Source organism: Streptomyces lasiicapitis, from assembly GCF_014646335.1.
In the GTDB taxonomy this organism is placed as follows: Bacteria; Actinomycetota; Actinomycetes; order Streptomycetales; family Streptomycetaceae; genus Streptomyces; species Streptomyces lasiicapitis.
This window is the reverse complement of record NZ_BMNG01000007.1, coordinates 234,623-255,006: the sequence shown is the minus strand read 5'-3', so window position 1 is coordinate 255,006 and position 20,384 is coordinate 234,623. Positions and strand designations below refer to the sequence as shown.

Genomic DNA, 20,384 nt, shown 5'->3' with positions numbered 1-20,384 from the left:
CCGCACCTCGGCGCGGCCGGCCGCCCATCCCGCCCGGTCGGCGTCACCTTCCACGAGCCACAGCCAACGGGAGTGCCTTTCTCATGCCGTATCCCATAGCCACGCCGGTCGTCGACCGGCATACACCGCTCCTGCGCCAGGAGTTACAGCACCGCCTCGACAGCCTCGCCCGCGCCCACCGGGTACCCGGAGCCCACCTCGCCGTGGACACCGGCACCGAACTCATCAGCGTCCACACCGGTACCGCCGACGCCGCCACCGGCCGCGCGTACACCGCCGACACGGCCGTCCCGCTGGGCTCCGTCACCAAGGTCTACACCGCCGCCGCCGTCCTCCTCCTGGCCGACGACGACGATCTCGACCTGGACGACCCCGTCGCCTCCTACCTCCCCGAACTGCGCGAGTTACCGAAGGTGACGATCCGTCACCTCCTGGGCCACACCGCCGGGTTGCCGACCGGACCCGACTCGGACACCGCCGCCCGCACCACCGCGACCCGCTATCTGTCCGGGCTCTGCACCGCGAAGGACGCGCTGTTCGCACCCGGCACCGGCTTCTCCTACTCCAACGCCGGCTACATAGCCGCCGGCCGCCTCGTGGAGCTGGTGACCGGCATGACCTGGCAGGAAGCCGTCCAGGCCCTGCTCCTCGACCCCCTGGGCACCGCGCCCGCCTTCCTCGGCGGACCCGCCCCCGCCCGCCCCAGCGCCGTCGGCCACGCAGTGAACACGGCCACCGGCCGGCTGCGCCCGGCCCACCAGAACCTGGCACCGGTGGAGGCACCGGCCGGCGCCCTGCTGGCCGGCGCGCTCGACCTGGTGGACATCGGACGCGCCCTGGCGGGCCGCTCCACCGTCCTGCCGCCCGACCTCGCCGCCCGCATGCGCAGGGCCGAACCCGGCGCCGCCCCGGGCGCCCTGGCGGACGGCTGGGGCCTCGGCGTCGCGCTCTTCGACCAGGACGGCCGGAGGTGGTGCGGCCACGACGGCAACGCGCAGGGCACCTCCTGCCACCTGCGGGTGGAACCGGAAAGCGGCGTGGTCGTCGCCTTCACCGGCAACGCCGGCGGCGCCACCAAGCTCTGGCAGGACCTCGTCGACGACCTCACCCGGCTCACCGGCGCACGCGTGCCGACCGCTCCGGCACCCGCTCACCGCGGCGACCCCATCGCCCTCCCCGAATGCGCCGGCGCCTACCACAACGGCCCGACCGAATACCTGATCACCCTCGACGCGGACGGCCGCCCCACGCTGTCCGTAGACGGCGACGCCCCGCTGCCCCTGGTCTGCTACCCGGACCTGACGTGCGATCTCGTCGACCCCGCCACCGGCCGCCTCGAGCCCGGCGGCCGGTTCCACCGCGACCCCGCCACCGGCGTCATCGAGCACGTGCAGATCTCGGGTCGCGCCGCCCGCCGCACCGGCACCGCCTGACGTACACCGCTCCGCCGTCTTCCTGTGCCGTGCGGCCGCGGCACCCCCATGACTCCGCCGTCCGGGGGTGCCTCCCGCAGCGGCGCGCCCAGCACCGTCCCCGCACTGAAGGACTGCCCCCATGAACGAGCCGCACGACACATCCACTCCGGCGTCTTCTCGGCCGCGGCCCCCCGAGGCCGCCGCGGCCACCGGAACCGAGGGGACGGATCCGGCGCCGCACCGGCCGCTGGCCGAGCTGTTCGGCGCGTGGGTGACGCGCACGCCCGAGGCGCCCGCGCTGACCGACGGCCACCGGACGTGGTCCTACCGCGAGCTGGCGGCCCGTGCCGGGCGGCTCGCCGCCGAACTGATGCGGCGCGGGGCGGGCCCCGAGCGGACCGTGGCCCTGGTCCTGCCGCGCTCCATGGAACTGATCGCCGCCGAACTGGCCGTGTCCCTGGCGGGCGCCGCCTTCCTGCCCGTCGACCCCGACTACCCCGCCGAGCGGCGCGAGTTGATGCTGGCCGACGCGGGGCCCGCGGTGGTGCTCGACGACCTGCGCGTGGTCCGTGACGTGATGGACGGTACGGACGGCGGAAGTGGCTCCTCCGCCACGGACGCCGGGGGAGCGCACGCCGGAGTGCCGGGCGCGCCGGTCGGCGCCGACCATGCCGCGTACGTCATCTACACCTCCGGTTCGACCGGCAGGCCCAAGGGTGTGACGGTCACCCACCGGGGCATCGCGGGCTTCGTCGAGGCCGCCGCGGAGCGGTACGCGGTGGGTCCGGGCGACCGCGTGCTCCAGTTCTCCTCACCCAGCTTCGACGCCTCCGTGCTCGAGCTGTTCATCTCGGTCCTTACCGGCGCCACCCTCGTGGTCCCGCCGGACGGGCCGTGGCTCGGCGACGAACTCGCCGCGGTCCTGGACGAGTTCCGCATCAGCCACACCCTCATCCCCCCGGCCGCCCTCGCCACCCTGCCCGCGCCCGGCCCCGGCGGCGCGGCGGACCTGCGGACGCTCATCGTGGGCGCGGAGGCCTGCCCGGCGCACCTCGTCGACACCTGGGCGCCAGGGCGCCGGATGATCAACTCCTACGGTCCGACCGAGGCCACCATCGTCGCCTCCTGGACCGGGCCCCTCACCGCCGGAAGCGGCACCCCCACGATCGGCGGCCCGCTGCCCGGCACCCGCGCCCACGTCCTGGACGCGGACATGCGGCCGGTGCCGCCCGGCGGTGACGGCGAACTGTTCGTGGGCGGCGACGGTGTGGCCCGCGGCTACCTCAACCGGCCAGGACTGACCGCGGGCCGCTTCGTCGCCGACCCCTTCGGCCCGCCCGGCGCCCGCCTCTACCGCACCGGAGACAGGGCACGCTGGACCGCCGACGGCGACCTCGAGTACCTCGGGCGCGTCGACCGCCAGGTGAAGGTGCGCGGCTTCCGCATCGAACCCGGTGAGGTCGAGGCGGCACTCCTCGCCCACACCGGCGTCCGCGAGGCCGTGGTCGTGGTGCGCGAGGACGAGCCGGGACGGCGCAGGCTCGTCGGCTACGTCACGGCGGCCACCGACGCCGAACACGCCCCGGGGCCCGCGGAGTTGAGGGCCTTCGCGGCCGGAGCGCTGCCCGCACACATGGTGCCCTCGGCCGTCGTCGTACTCGACGAACTCCCGCTCACCCCGCAGAACAAGATCGACCGGCGCGCCCTGCCCGCCCCGGCGCACGCCCCCGCGCCCGGCCGTGTCCTGCCGCGTACGCCCGCGGAGCGGGCACTCGCGGACATCTGGGCCGATGTCCTCGCCGTCGAAGCCGTGGGCGTGAAGGACGACTTCTTCGACCTCGGCGGCGACTCGATCCTGGCGGCGCGGACCCTGTCCCGCATCCGTGACGAGCTGGGCGTCCGCCTTCTCGTACGGGACGTCTTCACCGCACGGAACGTCGCGTCGCTCGCGCCTCTGCTCGGCGACCCGGCCGCCGCCGTGGCCGCGGAGCCCATCCCGGCCGCCCCGCGCGGCCGGCCGCTCCCGCTGTCCAGCGCGCAGCGGCGCCTGTGGTTCCTCGACGACCTCACCGACGGCGGCACCGAGTACAACACCGGCGTGGCGGTGCGGCTGCGCGGAGACCTCGACACCGCGGCACTGCGCCGCGCCCTTGATCGCCTTGCCGCCCGCCACGCGTCGCTGCGCACCACGTTCGCCACCGTCGACGGGCAGGGCGTACAGCGGGTGAGCCGCGCGGCCGACCTGCCGCTGCGCAACGCCGACGTGCGGCGACTGCCCGCCGAGCAGCGCGCCGAGGCCGCCGAGCGGCTCCTCGCCGACGAGTTGAGCCGCCCCTACGACCTGGAGGCGGGGCCGCTGACCCGGGCCCTTGTCGTCCACCGCGCCGACGACGACCACCTGCTGCTCCTCGCCCAGCACCACATCGTCACCGACGGCTGGTCGGTGGGAATCCTGACCCGGGAACTGACCGCCCTCTACCGCGCGGAGGTCTCCGGCACGCCGGACGCCCTGCCCGCGACCGGCGTGCAGTACCCGGACTTCGCCGTGTGGGAGCACGAGCGGTCCGGCGACCGCCACGCCGAGGACCTCGCGTACTGGAAGCGGCATCTGACGGGGATACAGCAACTGGAGCTGCCCACCGACCGGCCGCGCCCCGCCGTGCGCACCACCGCGGGCGCCGCGCACCGCCACCGGCTCCCGGCCGCCCTGATCACCGACCTGCGGCGCCTTGCCGGAGGCCGCGGCACCACCGTCTTCACGCTGTTCGCCGGAGCGGCGGCCGTGCTGTTCTCCCGGTACTCCGGGCAGCGGGACGTGGCCTTCGGCACCGTCACCAACGGGCGCGGGCGGAGGGACCTGGAGGACGTCACCGGTTTCTTCGCCAACACCGTGGTGCTGCGCGAGGAGGTCGACGACACCATGACCGTCGACCGGTTCGTGGAGAGCATGCGCGCGACCGTCCTCGACGCCTTCGCCCACGACGGGGTGCCGTTCGACCGCGTCGTCGAGGAACTCGCCCCGCCCCGCGACCCGAGCCGCACTCCCTTGGTCCAGGCCCTCGTGGTCCAGCAGACCGCCACCGGCCATCCCGCGGACTGCGGCGGGGTGCGCGTCGAGGACCATCCGCTGCCGCGCCCGGCCGCCCGCTTCGACCTGGTCCTGGAGTTCTCGCCGCAGGCGGACGGCGGTTGCGAGCTGACGGTCGAGTACAACACCGAACTGTTCGGCGCGGCCACGGTCTCGCGCATGAGCGGTCATCTGCACCGCCTCCTCGAAGGCATGGTGGAGGGCCCGCACCGGACCCTGGCCAAGCTGCCGCTCCTGTCGGAGGACGAGCGGGGCACCCTGCTCGAATCCTGGAACCCGCCCGCGCCCGCCGGGGAGCACGAGGGCGTCGACGGCACGCTGCCCTCACTGTTCGAGGCGCAGGTGGCGAGCACCCCCGACCGCACCGCCGTGCTCTGCGGCGCGACGCGGCTTGACTACGCCGAGGTGAACCGGCGCGCCAACCGGCTCGCCCGCCTCCTCGTCGCGCGCGGCGCCGGTCCCGAGACGCTCGTGGCGATGTGCCTGCCGCGCACCGCGGACCTCCTGCCGGCCCTGTGGGCGGTCCTGAAGTCGGGTGCCGGATATCTGCCCGTGGATCCCGCGTATCCGCGCGAGCGCATCTCCTTCATGCTCGACGACGCCGCGCCCGCCTTGATCCTGGCCGCCCGGGAGACCGCGGACGCGCTGCCCGACGGGTGCGTTCCGCTGATCCTCGAGGAGTGCCTGGCCGACGAGACCCTGGGCGCGGCTGAGGCGGACCCGACCGAAGCGGACCTGACGGACTCCGATCGGCTGCGGCCCCTGCTCCTGGATCACCCCGCGTACGTCATCTACACCTCGGGCTCGACCGGCCGCCCCAAGGGAGTCGTGGTCACCCACCGCAGCGTCGCCGCGCTCGCCGCGTGGGCGTGCGAGCGGTTCGGTGACCGCGGGTTCGCGCACGTGGTGGCCTCCACCTCGCTCAACTTCGACGTGTCCGTCTTCGAGTTGCTGTGCCCGCTGCTCGCGGGCGGCAGCGTCGAGGTGGTCGCCGACCTGACGGCGCTCGCCGACGCGGACGGACCCAAGCGGGCCGGGCTCCTCAGCGGCGTGCCCTCGGTGGTCTCCCGGATGCTCACCGCGGGCGGCGCGCCCCTGGAGGCAGACACGGTCGTCCTCGCGGGCGAGGCGCTGCTCGCGCAGACCGTACGCGACCTGCGCGAGGCCATGCCGTCCTGCGAGGTGGCCAACATCTACGGCCCCACCGAGGCCACCGTCTACGCCACCGCCTGGTTCGCGGGCGAGGAGGCGCCGGGCCAGTCCCCGCCCATCGGCAGGCCCGTGGCGCGTACCCGCGCCTACGTCCTCGACCGGCTCCTTCGGCCCCAACCTCCGGGCGTGACAGGTGAGTTGTACCTGGGCGGCGGTGGTCTCGCGCGCGGCTACCTGGGACGCCCCGGCCTGACCGCCGCCCGCTTCCTCGCCGACCCGTTCGGCCTGCCGGGGCAGCGCATGTACCGCACCGGGGACCTCGTGCGCTGGACCGCCGACGGTGAACTGGAGTACCTCGGCCGGATCGACCAGCAGGTCAAGGTGCGCGGCTTCCGCATCGAACTCGGCGAGGTCGAGGAGGCGCTGCGCGGGTGCGAGGGCGTGGCGCAGAGCGCCGCCACCGTCCTGGAGAGCGACGGCCACCGGCGCCTGGCCGGCTACGTCGTCCCGGCCCCCGGAGCGCGCCCCGAACCGGAGGCGGTGCGCCGGACCCTCGGCCGCACCCTGCCCGACTACCTGGTCCCCGCGACCGTCACGGTGCTGTCCGCACTGCCGCTCAACCCCAACGGCAAGCTGGACCGCGGCCGCCTCCCGGCACCGGCGCCCACCGGTCACACCACCCGCCACGTCGCGCCCCGCACCCCCACCGAGCGGGCCCTCGCCGGGATCTGGGCCCAGGTGCTGCGCGTGGAGCGGGTCGGCGCCGACGACAACTTCTTCGCCCTGGGCGGCGATTCCATCCTCAGCATCCAAGTGGTCGCCCAGGCCCGGCAGGCGGGGCTCACGGTGACCTCCCGTGACGTCTACCGGCACCAGACGATCGCCGCCCTCGCCCGCTGCGCGGACGCCTCCGGACCCCGCAGAACCACGGCCCCGGCCGTCGTGGACGCCACCGGCACGGCACCGCTGACACCCATCCAGCGCTGGCTGTTCGACAGCGCGGGCGAACGCGCCGGGCACCTCGCGACCGCGAGCGAACGGTCGGGCCACTTCGCGCAGACCCTGTCCACCGAGCTGACCGGCACCGTCGACGCGGCGGCCCTGGAGCACGCGCTCAACGACGTCGTCGCGCACCACGACGCGCTGCGCTCCCGCTTCCCCGGCGTCGCCGGGGGGCCGGGCGGCGCCCGGTGGCACATCGACGTACGCATGCCCCGGCTGCGCCTCACCCACCACACCGGCCCCGGCACCGACACACCGCACCTCGGCCCCTTCGACCTCGACCACGGCCCCCTGCTGCGCGCTGTCCTGCACGACCGGGGCGAGGGCCTGCCCGCCGTCCTGCACCTGGCCGTCCACCACCTCGTGGTCGACGGCGTCTCCTGGCGCGTCCTGCTCGAGGACCTCGACCGGGCCTACCGTGCCCGCCGCGAGGGCCGAGACGGGCGCGGGGCGCTGCCCGCCAAGACCTCACCGCTGCGGCACTGGGCCCGGCGCCTGACCGCCCACGCCGCCGAGGGCGGCTTCGACGACGAGGCGGCGTACTGGACACAGGCCACCGCGGGCGCCGCGGCGGAACTGCCGCGCGACCTGACGGGCGCCGATACCTACGCCACGGCGCGCTCGGTGACCGTACGCCTGACCGCCGAGGACACCTCCGCGCTGCTGCGGACGCTGCCGGACACCTATCGCACCCGGGTCAACGACGTACTGCTGAGCGCTCTTGGCAGGGTGCTATGCGCGTGGACCGGACACGAGCGCGTGCTCGTGGACGTCGAGGGGCACGGCCGAGAAGAACTCTTCGCCGACGTCGACACCAGCCGCACCGTCGGCTGGTTCACCACCCGCCACCCCGTCGCCCTCGCCGTCCCGCAGGACGCGAGCTGGGACGCCGTACTCAAGCAGGTCAAGGAACAGCTCCGCGTGGTGCCCCGGCACGGTCTGGGGCACGACGTCCTGCGGTACCTGGGCAGGACCGGCGTGCTGCCGCCTGCGCCCGCCGCGCAGGTCAGCTTCAACTACCTCGGCCGGTTCGGGGTCGGTGAGGAGTCCGACGGTCTGTACGGCGGTACGTTCCGTCCGCTGGAGCTGGACGCCGACCCGCTCGCCGCCCGCCCCCACCCGCTGGAGGTCGTGGGTCAACTGGACGGCGAGGAGCTGGAGTTCACCTGGTTCTACTCCGCCGCGCTGCACCACGAGTCCACCGTCACCGGCCTCGCCGGGCGGTTCGCCGACGCGCTCGCAGACATCGCCCGGCACGCGGCCACCCCCGGCACCGGCGGGCGCACCCCGTCGGACTTCCCGCTGGTCGCGCTCGACCAGGCCGCCGTGGACCGCATTACGGGCGAGGGCCCCGGCGCGGTGGACGACGTCCACCCGCTCACGCCCACCCAGACGGGCATGCTCTTCCACGGCCTGTCGCAGGACGACCGGCGCGTCTACTTCCAGCAGTTGTCGTTCGTCCTGGACGGCGTGTCCGACGCCGAGGCGTTCGCGGCGGCCTGGCAACAGGTCACGGACCGCACACCGGTGCTCCGCGGCGACGTCGTGTGGCAGGACGTCCCCGAGCCTCTCTTCGTGGTGCGGCGCCACGTGGCCGTCCCCGTCACCCACCTCGACTGGCGCGAGCTGAGCGAGGACGAACGGGAGACCAGGCTGCGGGACTTCCTCGACCAGGACCGCGAGCGCGGCGCCGACCTGACACCGGCCCCGCTCCAGCGCCTGGCCCTCGCCCGGCTCACCGACACCTCCGTGCGGGTGGTGTGGTCCTTCCACCACCTGATCCTCGACGGCTGGAGCCTGTTCCACGTCCTGTCCGACGTGTTCGCCCACCACGCCAGGATCACCGGCGCGCCCGGCGCCGACGGCTCCCTCACGGAGCGGCCCGACCGGCGTCCGTACCGCGACTACGTGGCCTGGCTGCGCGAGCGCGACGCGGCGGAGGCCGAACAGCACTGGCGGGACCGCCTCTGCGGCCTGAACGAGACCACCCCGCTGCCCTACGACCGCGAGCCGCGCGAGAGCCACCACGCCGAGTCGACGGACGCGGTCCGCGTCACCGTGCCCGAGGCCACCAGCCGGGCGCTCGAAGACCTCGCGCGGTCGGCGGGGCTGACCGTCAACACCCTGGTCCAGGGCGCGTGGGCGGTGCTCCTGAGCCGGCAGGCGGGCCGGGACGACGTCGTCTTCGGCACCACCGTCTCCGGCCGGCCGCCCGAGCTGCCCGGCGCCGAGGACATGGCCGGGCTCTTCATATCGACCCTGCCCACCCGCGTCACGGTGGCGGGCGAGGGCACCCTCCTCGACTGGCTGCGCGACCTCCAGCGCGGCCAGAGCGAGGACCGCCGCTTCGACCACGTACCGCTCACGCGGATGAAGGCGCTCAGCGAACTGCCCGAACGGGCCGCGCTGTTCGACAGCATCGTGGTCTTCGAGAACTATCCCGTCGACGACGACCTCGCCGCCGCCCACGGGCTGCGGCTGACCGGGCTCGACGGCATCGAGACCACCAACTACCCGCTCAGCCTGGTGGCGTACCCCGGGACGGAACTGGCCCTGCGGGTCGGCTACGACCCCGAACTGTTCGACGCCGCCACCGTCGCGCGGATGGCCGAGTACCTGACCGTCCTCCTGGAAGGCATGACGGCCGCGCCGGAACGCGCGCCCGCGCGGCTTCCCCTGCTGACACCCGCCCGCCGCCACCAGGTGCTGGAAACGTGGAACGACACCGCCGCGCACACCCCGGACGTCACCGCGGCGGACCTGTTCGCCGCACAGGCGCGCCGCACGCCCGACGCCGTCGCCCTGGAAGCCGGGGACGAACGGCTCACCTACGGAGAGCTGGACGACCGGGCCGAGGCCCTCGCCGGTCGGCTCATCGCGCTCGGCGTCACGCCGGAAGTCGCGGTGGGCGTCCTGATGGACCGTTCGGTCACCCTCGTCGTCGCGCAACTCGCCCTCGCCCGCACCGGCGGCGTGTACGTCCCGCTGGACGGCAGGGCTCCGGACGAGCGGCTGCGGCACATGCTCGGTGATGTGGGCGCGGGGCTGCTGCTCACGGATGCCGCCTGGGAGGAGAGCGCGCGCGGTGTGCTGCCCGAGGGCAGGGTGCTGCGCGTCGACGGTGACCTCGACGACAGCCTTGGCGGCGGCTTCGGCGGCGGTCTCGACGTCGACTTCGCCGGAGCCTTCGGCGGTGCGGCGGCCGATGGGGCGCCACTGTCCGACGGGGCGCAGCTGTCCGACGGGCGGGCGTCCGGCGCACCCGCGCCCGGCGGTCCGGGCATCCCCTTCGTGCACCCCGACAACGTCCAGTACGTGATGTTCACCTCGGGCTCCACCGGCCTCCCGAAGGGCGTCGCCGTGCGCCACCGGGACGTCGCTGCGCTCGCTCTCGACCGTGCCTTCGCCGGGCACGAGCGGGTCCTCGTGCACTCCCCGCACGCCTTCGACGCCTCGACGTACGAGCTGTGGGTGCCGCTGCTGCACGGCGGAACGGCCGTGCTCGCGCCGCCGGACGACCTGGACGCCGCCGCCGTACGCCACGCGATCGACGAGCAGGGCGTGCGCTGCCTGTGGCTCACCGCCGGGCTCTTCCGTCTGCTCGCCCAGGAGGACCCGGCCTGCCTGCGCGGTGCCGCCGAGGTGTGGACCGGCGGTGAGGCCGTGCCCGGCGCGGTGGTCGCGCGGGTCCTGGACGCCTGCCCCGGCCTGACCGTCGTCGACGGCTACGGCCCCACCGAGACCACCACGTTCGCCACCCGGCGCCCCTTCCGCGCCGGCGACCCGCTGCCCGCGGTGCTGCCCATCGGGCGGCCCCTGGACAACACCCGCGTGTACGTCCTCGACGACGCGCTGCAGCCCCAACCACCCGGCGTTCCAGGGGAGTTGTACGTCGCGGGTGCCGGTCTGGCCCGCGGCTACGCCGGACTGCCCGGGGCCACCGCCGCCCGCTATCTCGCCGACCCGTTCGGCGCGCCCGGCACCCGCATGTACCGTACCGGCGACATCGTGCGCTGGAGCGGCGACGGCGAACTGCACTTCGTGGGGCGCGCGGACGACCAGATCAAGATTCGCGGCTTCCGGGTCGAGCCCGCCGAGATCGAGGCCCGGCTCACGGCCCATCCGGCCGTCGCCGAAGCGGTCGTGTCCCTGTACGAGCAGGCCGGACGCAAACGCCTGGCCGCCCACCTCGTACCGGCCCCGGGCGCACCGGTTCCGGCCGCGGCCGAGCTGCGCGACCGGTTGGCGGCGGACCTGCCGGACTACATGCTGCCCGCCGCCTTCGTCACCGTGCCGGAGCTGCCCCTGACGGCCAACGGCAAGGTGGACCGGCGCAGGCTGCCCGAGCCCGACTGGAGCGCGACGGGCGACACCGCCTACCGGGCGCCGCGTGCCGGAGCCGAGCAGATCCTCAGTGAGATCTGGGCGGACCTGCTGGGCGTGGCACGTGTCGGTGCCGACGACCACTTCTTCATGCTGGGCGGCGACTCGATCCTGAGCATCCAGGTGGTCTCGCGCGCCCGTGCCGCCGGGCTCGCCCTCACCCCGCGCGACCTGTTCCGCCACCCCACCATCGCCGCCCTCGCGGCCGCCGGCGGCACCGCCGCGCCCGTCGCCGGTACCGACCCGGTGGCCGGGGAGGTCGCGCTCACGCCCATCCAGCACTGGTTCCTGGACGCGGACCCGCACCGCCCGGAGTTCTTCAACCAGTCCGTCGTCGTGGAGACAGCCGAGGACGTCGACGCCGACGCCCTGCGCCGCGCACTCACCGCCCTGTGGGCCCACCACGACGCCCTGCGCTCGCGCTTCGACCGGCAGGACGACGGCGCATGGCGGCAGACGTGCGCCGACGCCGAGAAGGCGGCACCCGAACTCCTCGAAGTCCACGACCTGAGCGATCTGGATTCGGCGGACGCCGAGGACACCGAGGCCCGCCTCACAGCCGAGGCGCACGCCGCCTTCCGCCTCGGCACAGGCCCGCTCCTCACCGCCCGCCTGTTCACCGGGGCCCGCCCACGGCTGCTCCTGACGGTGCATCACCTGGTGGTCGACGGCGTCTCCTGGCGCGTACTCCTGGAGGACCTGGACACCGCCTACCGGCAGGCGCGCGCCGGGGAAGGAGTACGGCTCGCCGAGCGCACCACTTCCGTCCAGGAGTGGGCCCGCCGCCTGCACGCGCACACCGAATCCGGCGGCTTCGCCGCACAGCGCGAGCACTGGCAGGACGTGTCCCGGCACTGCGCCGCACCGCTGCCCGTGGACGGTGAGGGCGACGGCGGCAACACCATGGCCGACGTCCGTGAGGTCACCGTACGACTCGACCGGCAGCGCACCGACGCGCTGCTGCGCGAGGTGCCCGGCGCCTACCGCACACGTATCGACGACGCCCTGCTGGCCGCCCTCGGCCGGGTCCTCGCGGGGTGGACCGGGCGCGGGACGGTCGCCGTCGGCCTGGAGGGGCACGGCCGCGAGGACCAACTGTTCGACGACATCGACCTGTCGCGCACGGTCGGCTGGTTCACCTCCCTGTACCCGGTCGCGCTCGCGGTGCCGGACGGGGACTGGGGCGCCGCCCTGAAGGCAGTGAAGGAACAACTGCGCTCGGTCCCCGACCGGGGCATCGGCTACGGCGCGCTGCGTCACCTGGACGCGGACGGGGGGCTGACCGGTGCGCCGGAGGCCGCCGTCAGCTTCAACTACCTGGGCCGGTTCGGCTGGAACGGCGGAGCCCGGGGCGACGACGACGGCGCGCTCGTGCGTTCCGTGCCCGGCGGGCTCGGCGGCGCCGAGGCCCCCGAGTCGGTGCGCCCGCACCTGCTCGACGTGGTGGCCCGCGTCGAGGACGACCGCCTTGAGATCACCTGGTACTACAGCCACCGCACACACCGCGAGGAGACCGTCACGGGCCTCGCCTCCGGCATGCTCCAGGCCCTGGAAGGCATCGTCGCCCACTGCGCCGAGCCCGGCGCCGGAGGCCGCACCCCGTCCGACTACCCGCTGGCCCGCCTCGACCAGTCGGCACTCGACCGGATCGTGGGCGACGGCCGCGCCGTCACCGACCTCTACCCGCTGACGCCGATGCAGGCGGGCATGCTGTTCCACAGCCTCCTGGACCCGGACGGCCGCACCTACGTCAACCAGGTCCAACTGGTGCTGCGCGGCGTCACCGACCCGCACGCCCTGGCCGAGGCGTGGCAGCAGACTGCCGACGCCAACCCCGTGCTGCGCACCCGCCTGGAGTGGCAGGAGACCGCCGAACCCCTCCAGGTCGTGCAGCGGCGCGCCACCGTGCCCGTCACCCACCACGACTGGACGACCTGGTCCGCCGAGCGCCGCGAGCAGGAGATGGACCGGCTGCTCGCCGAGGACCGCGCGACCGGCATCGACCTGGGGGCGGCACCGCTGATGCGGCTCACCCTCATCCGCCTCGCGCCGGACCGGGTGCGGATGGTGTGGACGTTCCACCACGTCCTGCTCGACGGGTGGAGCGCGGCCCAGGTCTTCGACGAGGTGTGCGAGCGGTACGCCGCGCTGACCACCGGACGCCGCCCCGAGGTTCCCGACCGGGCGCCCTTCGCCGACTACCTGGGCTGGCTGACCGGCCAGGACCACGAGCAGGCCGAACAGTACTGGCGCACCTTCCTCGCCGGGTTCGCCGCGCCCACGGAACTGCCGCGGGACCACAGGACCGCCGAGGCGCACCGCGCCTCCTCGTCCGGTTCGGTCCGCGTGACGCTCGACGCCGACGCGTCGGCGCGGCTGCGGGACACTGCCCAGCAGGCCGGGCTGACCGTCAACACCATGCTCCAGGGCGCCTGGTCGCTGCTTCTCTCCCGCTACGGCGGCGGTGACGACGTGGTGTTCGGCACGACTGTGTCCGGGCGCCCGGGCGACCTGCGCGGTGTGACGTCCATGGTCGGCCTGTTCATCAACACGCTGCCGACCCGGGTACGCGTCGACGGACAGCGGCGCCTCCTCGACTGGCTCGGCGATCTCCAGGCCGCCCAGTCGGAGTCGCGGCGCCACGACTTCGTCTCGCTCGCCCAACTGCAGACCTGGAGCGACATACCCGGCGGCACCAGCCTGTTCGACAGCATCGTCGTCTTCGAGAACTACCCGTTCGACGCGGACGCCCTGGCCCGGCACGGCCTGGCCATCGACCAGGAACGCGACGTGCAGCCGACCAACTATCCGCTCACTGTGGTGATTTCACCCGGGGAGCGGCTCTCGGTCGAACTCGGCTATGACCCCCGGTACTTCGAGGAGTCGACGGCCAGCTCTCTGGCGGACCAGCTGCTGCATACGTTGCACGCGCTGGCGGACGCGAAGGACACCACACGGCTGGACGCCGTCGATGTGCTGCCGTCTGGGGAGCGGTCGCGGTTGCTGGCGGGCGGCACGGCCCGTCCGGCGATCGAGTCGGTCGCGCCGGTGACTCTGCCTGCTCTGGTGGAGGCGGCGGTGGATCGCACTCCGGACGCACTCGCTTTGGACGCGCCCGGCTTGGCGTTGTCGTTCGCGGAGTTGGAGGCGCGGGCGAATGTGCTGGCGCACCGGCTTGTCGCGCGGGGCGTGGGTCCCGGCGATCTCGTGGCGCTGACTCTGCCGCGTTCGGCGGAGATGGTCCTGGCCCAGGTGGCGGTCACCAAGGCGGGTGCGGCGTTCGTGCCGGTCGATCCGGGATATCCGGAGGAGCGGATCGCGCTGATGCTGCGGGACGCGGCACCCGCACTGACCCTCGGAGCCGAGGAGGTCAGCGGTCTGCTCACCGGTGATCAGGACCAGGGTCGACGACGGCCCACGGACGCCGACCGTGTGCGTCCGTTGCGGCTTGATGATCCGGCGTACGTCATCTACACGTCGGGGTCGACCGGCACGCCCAAGGGTGTGGTCGTCACCCACCGGGGCCTCGCGGGCTTTGCCGCCGCCGAGGCCGCGCACTACGAGGTGAGTCCCGGCGACCGCGTCCTCGTGTTCGCCACGCCGAGCTTTGACGCTTCGGTGCTCGAACTGTGCATGTCGCTGCCGCAGGGGGCGAGTCTGGTGGTGCCCCCGCCTGGTCCGCTGCTGGGCGCCGAGTTGGCGCAGGTGCTGCGCGAGGGGCGGATCACGCACACGCTGTTGCCGCCTGCCGCGTTGGCCACGCTGCCGTCGGACACGCCCGGCACGCTGCCCGACCTGAAGACCCTGACGGTGGGAGCCGATGCGTGCGGTGCCGAACTGGTCGCGCGGTGGGCGCCGCACCATCGTCTGGTCAACTCGTACGGGCCCACGGAAGCCACCGTGGTCGCCACCTGGTCGGGCCCGCTGGAGCCGGATGATGCCGCCCCGCCCATCGGCCGACGGCTGCCGGACACCGGCACCTATGTGCTGGACGCGCGGTTGCGGCCGGTGCCCGATGGTGTGGCCGGTGAACTGTGGCTGAGCGGGCCGTCGTTGGCGCGCGGTTACCTGAACCGGCCCGGTCTGACCGCGTCCCGCTTCACCGCCGATCCCTTCGGTGCGCCCGGTACCCGCATGTACCGCACAGGTGACCTCGTACGCCGAGACGCCCGCGGCGAACTGCACTACCTCGGCCGCACCGACCACCAAGTGAAGCTGCGCGGCTTCCGCATCGAACTGGGTGAGGTGGAGTCCGCCCTCGCCCGGCACCCGCAGGTGTCCGCGGCCGCCGCGCAGGTGGTCGAGCACGACGGCCACCGGCGCCTCGTGGCCTACGCCGTCCCCGACGGCGCCGACCTCCCGGACTCCGCCGAACTGCGCAACTTCCTCGCGCGGACGCTGCCGGACCACCTGGTCCCGTCCGTGGTGGTGCCGTTGGAGCAGTTGCCGCTCGGCGCCACCGGCAAGCTGGACCGCCGGGCGCTGCCCGAACCGGTGTGGCCGGCCGGCGGCACCGGCAACGGGGAAGACGCGCCGCGCACCGACGCCGAGAAGACGCTCGCCACCATCTGGTCCGAGGTGCTGCGTGTGCCCGACGTGGGCGTGCGCGACAACTACTTCACCCTCGGCGGCGACTCCATCCTCGGCATCCAGATCGTCTCCGCCGCGCGCCGGGCAGGACTGGCCCTCAACCCCCGGCACCTGTTCCAGCACCAGACGGTCGCGGAACTGGCCGCGGCGGCCGAGGACCTGCCGACCACGGCGATCCGGGCCGAACAGGGCCCGGTCGTGGGCGAGGCGCCGCTGACCCCCGTACAGCACTACCTGTTCGACACCCTCGCCGGCGACCCGGCGCAGCTCACCCAGGCGGCCTGCCACCACCTGGCCGCCGACACCGACGAGACACTGCTGCGCGGCGCGCTCACCGCGGTCCTCGACCACCACGACGCCCTGCGGCTGCGCTGCGAGAGGGACGGCGACGGGCACTGGCGCCAGCACATCGCCGCCCCCGGCGCCGAAGCCCACCTCGAAGCGCACGACCTGCCGCGGCGCACCCCGGAAGGCACCGACGCGGCGCTGCACGAGCTGGCCGAGCGCCTCGGCGGCGGGTTCGACCTGGCCGCAGGCCCGCTGCTCAAGGCCGCGCTGTGCCGCCCCGACGGCGACAAGCGGCCCGTACTGGTCCTCGCCGCCCACCACTTGGTGGTCGACGCCGTGTCGTGGCACGTGATCCTGGAGGACCTGGACATCGCCTACCGCGCGCTGCGCGACGGGCAGCCAGTGGACCTCGGGCCGAAGACCACGTCGTTCCGCGCGTGGGCGCGCCGCCTCGCCGACCACACCGCCGAGGGCGGCTTCGACCACGAACTCGCCCACTGGGAGCGGGTGTCGGGGGGCGCCGCTCCGCTGCCCGTCGATCTCACCGGCGCCAACACCGCCGCCTGCGAGGAGACGGTGACGGTCCGCCTGGACCGCGAGGACACCCGCAGGCTGCTCCAGGACGTGCCCGACGCCTACCGCACCCGCGTCAACGACGTCCTGCTGTGCGCCCTGGGCCGGGTCATGGCGCGCTGGACCGGACGCGACCGGGTGGAGGTCACGCTGGAGGGCCACGGCCGCGAGGAACTGTTCGACGGCGTCGACCTGTCGCGTACGGTCGGCTGGTTCACGAGCGTGTACCCCGTCGCCCTCGACGTGCCCCGGCACGCGGACACCGGCTCCGCCCTGAAGTCCGTCAAGGAGAGCCTGCGCGCCGTGCCGCGCGGCGGACTGGGATACGGCGCCCTGCGCCACCTGCACGCCACGGCGGGGGACCGGCTCCCCGGACTGCCGCAGCTCGGCTTCAACTACCTAGGGCAGCAGGACGGCAACACCCCGGCGGGCGGGCTGCTGCACGCACCCCACGGCGGACTCGTCGGCGGCATGGACCGTGCCGCGGAGCGCCCGCACCTCATCGACGTCCTCGGCCATGTCACCGACAAGCGCCTGGAGTTCACCTGGTCGTACTCCCGCGAGGTGTACCGCCGCGACACCGTCGACCGGCTCGCCGCCGAGCTGGCCGAAGAGCTGCGCGCCATCGTGCGGCACTGCGCCGAGCCCGGCGCCGGGGGCCGCACCCCGTCGGACTTCCCGCTGGCCCCGCTGGACCAGGAGACCGTGGACCGCCTGGTGGGCACCGGCCACGACATCGTGGACGTCTACCCGCTCACCCCCACCCAGTCCGGCATGGTCGTCCACGGCATGGACGACCCCGGCGGGGGCGTCTACACCGAGCAGGTCACCTTCGTGATGGACGGGGTGCGCGACACCGGCCCGCTGGCCGCCGCCTGGCAGCACGTCGTCGACCGCACCCCGATGCTGCGCACCGCCGTGGTCCTCAGCGGCGTTCCCGTCCCGCTCCAGGCAGTGCACCGCGCGGCGGCCCTGCCCGTCAGGGAGTACGACTGGAGCGACCTGACGCCCGAGCGGCGTACGGCGGAACTTGAGCGGCTGCTCGCCGAGGACAAGGCGCGCGGCCTCGCCCTCGACGGCGTGCCGCTGCTGCGCGTCGCCCTGATCCGCCTTGCCCCGGACGAGGTGCGCGTGGTGTGGACCTTCCACCACGTCCTGCTCGACGGCTGGAGCGTCTTCCACGTCCTGTCGGACGTCGTGGCCTGCCACTCGGCGCTCGCCGCGGGCGACGAGCCGCGCCTTCCGGACCGCCGCCCGTTCGCGGACTACGCGGCCTGGTTCGCAGGGCGCGACACCGCCCGCGCCGAGGAGCACTGGCGCACCACCCTCGCCGGACTCACCGCCCCCACCGCCCTGCCCTACGACCGCAGGCCCGCCCTGGGCGCCACCGCCTCCTCCGGCACCTGGCTGTCGCAGCGGCTCGGCGAGGACTCCACCCGGCGGCTCCAGGAGTACGCCCGCCTGCACCGGCTGACCCTCAACACCGTGGTCGAGGGCGCCTGGGCGCTGCTCCTCTCACGATGGAGCGGCGAGCCCGAGGTCTGCTACGGCACCACCGTCTCCGGACGGCCCTCGGACCTGCCGGGCGCCGACACCATCACGGGCCTGTTCATCACCACGCTGCCCGCGCGGGCCACCGTGGACGGCCGGGAGACGTGCGACGCGTGGCTGCGCCGCACCCAGGCCGCGCGGGCCGAGGACCGCCGCTTCGGCCACATACCGCTCACCCGTCTGCACGGCTTCAGCGAAGTGCCTGCTGGGACACCACTGTTCGACAGCCTGCTCGTCTTCGAGAACTACCCCGTCGACGACAGCACCGCGGGCGCCCACGGCGTACGGATGCGGGACCTGGAGGCCCGCGAGGCCACCAACTACCCGATCACAGTGGTGATTTCGCCCGGGGATCGGCTCTCCGTCGAACTCGGCTATGACCCCCGGTACTTCGAGGAGACGACGGCTCGCTCCCTCGCCGATCAGCTCCTGCATACGTTGCACGCGCTCGCGGACGCGACGGGCGCCACGTGCCTGGACGCCGTCGATGTGCTGCCGCCTGCGGAGCGGTCGCGGTTGCTGGCCGGGCCTGCCCGCCCTCAGATCGATTCCGTGGCACCGGCGGCCTTGCCTGTGCTGGTGGAGGCGGCGGTGGATCGCACTCCGGACGCACTCGCTTTGGACGCGCCCGGCTTGGCGTTGTCGTTCGCGGAGTTGGAGGCGCGGGCGAACGTGTTGGCGCACCGGCTGATCGGGCGGGGTGTGGGTCCCGGCGATCTCGTGGCGCTGACTCTGCCGCGTTCGGCGGAGATGGTCCTGGCCCAGGTGGCGGTCACCAAGGCGGGTGCGGCGTTCTTGCCGGTCGATCCCGGTTACCCGGAGGAGCGTGTTGCGCTGATGCTGCGGGACGCTGCGCCCGCACTGACCGTGGGCGCCGAGGAGGTCGCGGAGTTGCTTGCCGGCGTACCTGACGGCGAGCTGGGGCATCGGCCCACGGACGCCGACCGTGTGCGTCCGTTGCGGCTTGATGATCCGGCGTACGTCATTTACACGTCGGGGTCGACCGGCACGCCCAAGGGTGTGGTCGTGACCCACCGGGGCGTGGCTGGCTTCGCTGCCGCCGAGGCCGCGCACTATGAGGTGAGCCCCGGCGATCGGGTTCTCGCCTTCGCCACGCCGAGCTTTGACGCTTCGGTGCTCGAACTGTGCATGTCGCTGCCGCAGGGGGCGAGTCTGGTGGTGCCGCCGCCCGGTCCGCTGCTTGGTGTGGAGCTGGCCGAGGTGCTGCGTGGCGGTCGCATCACGCATACGTTGTTGCCGCCTGCCGCGTTGGCCACGCTTCCGTCGGACACTCCCGGCACGCTGCCCGACCTCAAGACGCTGACGGTCGGGGCGGATGCGTGTGGGGCGGAGTTGGTGGCGCGGTGGGCGCCGCACCATCGCCTGGTCAACTCCTACGGGCCGACCGAGGCCACCGTGGTCGCCACCTGGTCGGCTCCGCTGGAGCCGGATGATGCCGCCCCGCCGATCGGTCGGCGGCTGCCGGACACGGGGACCTACGTGCTGGACGCGCGGTTGCGGCCGGTGCCCGATGGTGTGGCCGGTGAACTGTGGCTCAGCGGGCCGTCGTTGGCCCGTGGCTACCTCAACCGGCCCGGCCTGACCGCGTCCCGCTTCACCGCCGATCCCTTCGGTGTGCCCGGCGCCCGCATGTACCGCACAGGTGACCTCGTACGCCGCGACGCCCACGGTGAACTGCACTACCTCGGCCGCACCGACCACCAGCTCAAGCTGCGCGGCCATCGCATCGAGGCGGGCGAGGTCGAGACGGTCCTCACGCGGCACCCCGCCGTCCTGGACGCCGTGGTGACAGTGCGGGAGGACGAGGCGGACCTGCCGCGTCTGGTCGCCCACCTGCTGGTCGTGCCGGGCGCGGAGCCCCCCGCGGCAGCGGAACTGCGCGTCCTGGCCGCGGGTGCCCTGCCCGGCCCGATGGTGCCCTCCGCCTTCGTCGTCATGGAGCGCTTCCCGCTCACCGACAACGGCAAGACCGACCGGGCCGCGCTGCCCGCGCCCACCCCGGACCTGGCGGAGACGGCCGAGCGTGTCGCACCCCGTACTCCCACGGAGCAGGTCCTGGCCGACATCTGGGAGGAGGTCCTGCAGACGACGGTGGGCGCGGAGGACGACTACCTCCTGCTCGGCGGTGACTCCCTGCGTGCCCTGCGCATCGTCTCGCGGGCCAACGACGCCTTCGGCGTGAGCCTCACCCCCCGCGACGTCCTGGTCCACCGCACGGTCGCCGCCCTGGCCGACCTGGTGGAGGAGCAGGTGCTCAGCGAACTCGAAGACGCCGCGCGCGGCGACAGCGACCACGACGAACTGTAAGGACCCTCACGACC

The 20,384-nt window shown here is 74.0% G+C and carries 2 protein-coding genes; both read left to right on the top strand.

The genetic code is table 11. The features are described 5' to 3' along the window. Positions 1 to 83: 83 nt before the first annotated feature. Positions 84 to 1,433 carry a serine hydrolase domain-containing protein gene (locus IEY91_RS17410; RefSeq protein ID WP_189174673.1) on the top strand — a complete coding sequence of 450 codons (1,350 nt, stop codon included), beginning with the start codon at positions 84 to 86 and terminating at the stop codon, positions 1,431 to 1,433. A gap of 121 nt (positions 1,434 to 1,554) precedes the next feature. Further along, entirely contained in the window at positions 1,555 to 20,370 is an 18,816-nt protein-coding gene (locus IEY91_RS17405; protein WP_189174672.1) for a non-ribosomal peptide synthetase, read from the top strand. Positions 20,371 to 20,384 lie beyond the last annotated feature (14 nt).

Bases quoted from the DNA above. Each gene is read 5' to 3' on its own strand.
- IEY91_RS17410 (WP_189174673.1), top strand. From the start codon at position 84: ATGCCGTATCCCATAGCCACGCCGGTCGTCGACCGGCATACACCGCTC.
- IEY91_RS17405 (WP_189174672.1), top strand. From the start codon at position 1,555: ATGAACGAGCCGCACGACACATCCACTCCGGCGTCTTCTCGGCCGCGG.